4 protein-coding genes are annotated in these 3615 nt (G+C 49.7%); 2 read left to right on the forward strand and 2 right to left on the reverse strand.

The genetic code is table 11. The features are described from left to right. Nucleotides 1–49 precede the first annotated feature (49 nt). A complete protein-coding gene (locus RN22_RS24125; protein ID WP_046308478.1) occupies nt 50–1285 on the reverse strand; it encodes a hypothetical protein in 1236 nt (411 codons plus the stop codon). An 88-nt stretch (nt 1286–1373) separates the two neighbouring features. Here RN22_RS24125 and RN22_RS24130 point away from each other — a divergent pair, with 88 nt between their 5' ends. Further along, entirely contained in the window at nt 1374–2399 is a 1026-nt protein-coding gene (locus RN22_RS24130) for a permease (protein ID WP_046308475.1), read from the forward strand. A 15-nt stretch (nt 2400–2414) separates the two neighbouring features. Beyond that, nucleotides 2415–3137, forward strand: a complete 723-nt coding sequence (locus RN22_RS24135) for a hypothetical protein (RefSeq protein WP_046308476.1) — start codon at nt 2415–2417, stop codon at nt 3135–3137. Here the strand turns inward: RN22_RS24135 and RN22_RS24140 are convergent. Further along, nucleotides 3121–3465, reverse strand: a complete 345-nt coding sequence (locus tag RN22_RS24140) for a helix-turn-helix transcriptional regulator (RefSeq protein WP_046308477.1) — start codon at nt 3463–3465, stop codon at nt 3121–3123. The genes RN22_RS24135 and RN22_RS24140 overlap by 17 nt on opposite strands. Nucleotides 3466–3615 lie beyond the last annotated feature (150 nt).

Genomic DNA, 3615 nt, shown 5'->3' on the forward strand with positions numbered 1-3615 from the left:
AAAACGCTTATAGCGAGAACGAAATTTAACCACCAAAGGTGAACAGCCCCTAAAAGTAATACGTCATCATGATTTCGCCGTAACTGTCTGGCTCCAATCCATAGAAAAAGTCGCTGGGAGACAAGGCTGAAAAGTCGAACAGCGACAATGCCAGTTCAATGTTCTGGTTAAAACGTCGGATCAGAGTGACTTCCAGAATGTTGCTGTGATAATCCAGATCATGAAGCAAAGAAATGCTCAGCTGGGTGTCATCCACGTCATTAAATGCGGTGTGCAACGCGAGCAAGACATCGTGCTGGTAAAGCGATAGCAGCATGTCTCCCTTTGAATTGCCGCTATACTCTCCAACCCATCGTAAATCGATACCACTGCTAAACAGATCAAACATGCTGTATTCACCAGCGACCACATATTGTGTGGTCTCTTTGAACTCGCCGTTGAGAGTCGGCGCGTTCGATACATTCAGCGCTTCCAGTTTAGTGAGCATATTCCCCATCACCCATTGAATGTCGACGCCAACTTGGGTTGCCGCCGCATATTCTGGTATCAATCGGCCGGCCTCAAATAAAAATGCCGGTTCGCGGTTAATGCCATGAAAGCCAAGCAGCGCGACATCAATGCTGTCGAACGAATAGATGTATCGTGCGGCAAAGCCAGGATAGTAAGCCTGATGGCTGTTTTGCCAGCGTTCGCTGTCGCCATCAATAACAAAGCCGGCTGACAATCGTTCTTCGTATTCACGAAATCGGCGTTTGGGGGTGTAAGGAAGGTAATAAAAGCTTGCCAGCCCTTCTCCGACATATCCAGAAAGATTGAGCATAGGTTGACCCAGTTTGATGTCACCGTTGAATGCTGCGCCCAAATCTTTTTGATTCAACACATCCAAGATTTGGGCGCCTTCTGTCGCGCCTAAGAACACAATGTCGTAGCCCGCTACCAGCTCCCAATCATTGAAGTCACTCAGCCATCGGCTCTTGTAAGGGTCGAGAAAAGGAGAGTCATCGGTATCGCTTCTCGCCCGTAAGGCTGGCTCGATGATGAGGGTGGAGAAATCGGCAATATCAGACGAGAAGCGGGGGATAACGGCCATGTTGGTCTGGTAGAACGCGACATCTTCGGGGTGTTCCCAAAAGTGTGTGTAGCCCAGCGAGATCTCTCCAGTCGGAGCAGCGGCGAAAGTGAAAGGGACGCAAAGCGATGAAACCGTCAAACAGCCAGCCGATAACCAAGTAACGAAAGCCTGCCGCCGAATCATCTCAAAACTGAGCGCCTTCATTAAAAACATGTCGCCATCCATAACATATCGAGAATTCCTGATATATTGAATGGTAGGCATTGGGAAATGAAAAGTGAACCCACAGGAGAGGGAATCCATGACCAGTATCGTTTCTGGGTTGATTAACTTTGGCTACAACCGAACCTTCCTTGAACCCGTTTGGACGGTATTTTTGCTGGCGCTGCTCTCTATCGCGGTATTCGATCCTCAGCAGTTACCGGTCTCACTCAGGTTTATGGGTGATACCTTCGTCCTGATCATCCCCTTCATCCTGGCTTCATCGCTGATTTATGCCTATGTCTCCGCCACGCAGGCAGACAGCCTGATTGCCAGTGCGTTGCAGGGTAGACAAGGTGTGGTGATTCTCACTGCGGCGATGTTTGGTGCGCTGTCGCCTTTCTGTTCTTGTGGGGTTATCCCGCTGATCGCGGCCATGCTAGCCATGGGAGTGCCGCTGGCACCTGTGATGGCGTTTTGGATTGCCAGCCCGATCATCGACCCTGTCATGTACTTGTTAACGGCCGGTATCGTCAGCTGGGAATTTGCCACAGCGAAAGCGCTTGGCGCCATTGTGCTTGGGTTAACTGCGGGGTGGGCAGTGTATCTTGCGCAGCAGGCTGGTTACCTGATAGATCCGCTGAAACCTTCTGTCACCGGGGATGTCACCACACTGAGTCAGGTGGATAAGCCAGTCTGGCGTTTTTGGGAAGAAGCACCGCGTAAAGCCGTTTTCATGGAAAAAACCACCAACATTATGCTGTTACTGCTGAAGTGGTTGGCACTTGCTTTCCTGTTGGAAAGCCTACTGGTGGCTTATGTGCCGACTGAATGGGTGGCGTCCTCGTTTGGCGGTGATACTCAATCACCTATCCTATGGGCGACGATCATCGGTGTACCTGCCTATATCAACGGTTATGTGGCTGTGCCTTTAATTGCTGAGTTGATCAACAAAGGCATGCAGCCTGGTGCGGGTATGGCGTTTCTCATCGCGGGTGGTATCACCTCCATCCCTGCCATGATTGCCGTCGTGGCGGTCGCCCGTATTCAGGTAGTGATGTTTTACGTCGGCTTTGCGCTGATAGGGTCATTCGCTTGGGGACTGCTCTACCAACTTTGGGCGTAGAGCAAGGAGACTTTGGTGGGAAGTGATCTGAGCGAGTTGTTGGTATCTTTTCTGCAGCCAACCCTGACTACAGCAATTTTCTTTTTGTCTTCTGCCACGCTGAGTCTTGGCATGGCAGTGATTTACGTGCTGTGCATAAGGAGTCGGCACGTATTGATTCGTGGTTTCGCAGGGTTGCTGATAGAGGTTTCCCGCGGTGTTCCTACGGTGGTGTTTGTGCTCTTGATGGGGAATCTTGGCTTGGCTCCCTATTTTTCCGGCTTGGATTTGGAAGGGATGATTCCCGGTGTGTCGTGGGGTTTCAGTGTCGCGGCAACGTTTATTGTTGTTGGCCTGGCATTTTCCAGTTCTGGGCATCTGGCGAAAATCATAGAAGCGGCAATCTCGACGATCAAATTCGACACGCTGGAGTACATGTCAACCTTACACCCCGGTGTATGGCTCAAAATCAAGCTGACCTTTTTAGAATGCGCGCCTGCGCTGATACCTACGGTGTCTGCGCGCTTGGTTCATCACCTTCACAACACAGCCTTTATCTCCATGTTCCCTATAACTGGCATTTTTGCTGCTATGCGGACAGGGGTCATCGAAACTGCGTTGGTGATCCCTTATTTGGTGGTTGCCACCCTGTTGTTTGTGATCCTGGGCTCCTGCATTCACATGATGGGGAATGGCTTGGTGAAGCGACTACAACGCAGACCTACCGATCTTGGTGAATCGGTCACTTTGACTGGTTAAAGCCTGACTGCAGGTTGCTGACCAACTCACTGACCATGTCACTCTCGCCGCCACAGCAATGCTCAAGTAAGAAAGTAAGAAGATGTCCGATGGTCTCCATATTGACCGAGTAATGGATCATCCTGCCTTCGCGCTTTCGGCGAACCAGCTTTGCGTTGTGCAAAATGGAGAGGTTGGTAGACATGGTGTTTTGACGGATATTCAGTCTTTCAGCGACTTCTCCTGAAGAGAGTCCCTTATCTCCTGCCTTAATGAGGAGACGAAATACGTCCAATCTTGTTTCCTGCGCCAGTGCGGAAAATATTTTTGCGGATTCTTCAGAATTCATAGTTATAGGGTTTTGTTTTTTAAAATAATCAGACCCTATCCAGGCCCCATAAGTTACATACGTTCGATGCGTGGTGTTATACCAATCGTAGTAAATATCTGCTCATCCTAGCTTGTTAAAATGCTCGATCACTGCGTTGAAAAATTTGAT

Source organism: Grimontia sp. AD028, from assembly GCF_000973155.1.
In the GTDB taxonomy this organism is placed as follows: Bacteria; Pseudomonadota; Gammaproteobacteria; order Enterobacterales; family Vibrionaceae; genus Enterovibrio; species Enterovibrio indicus.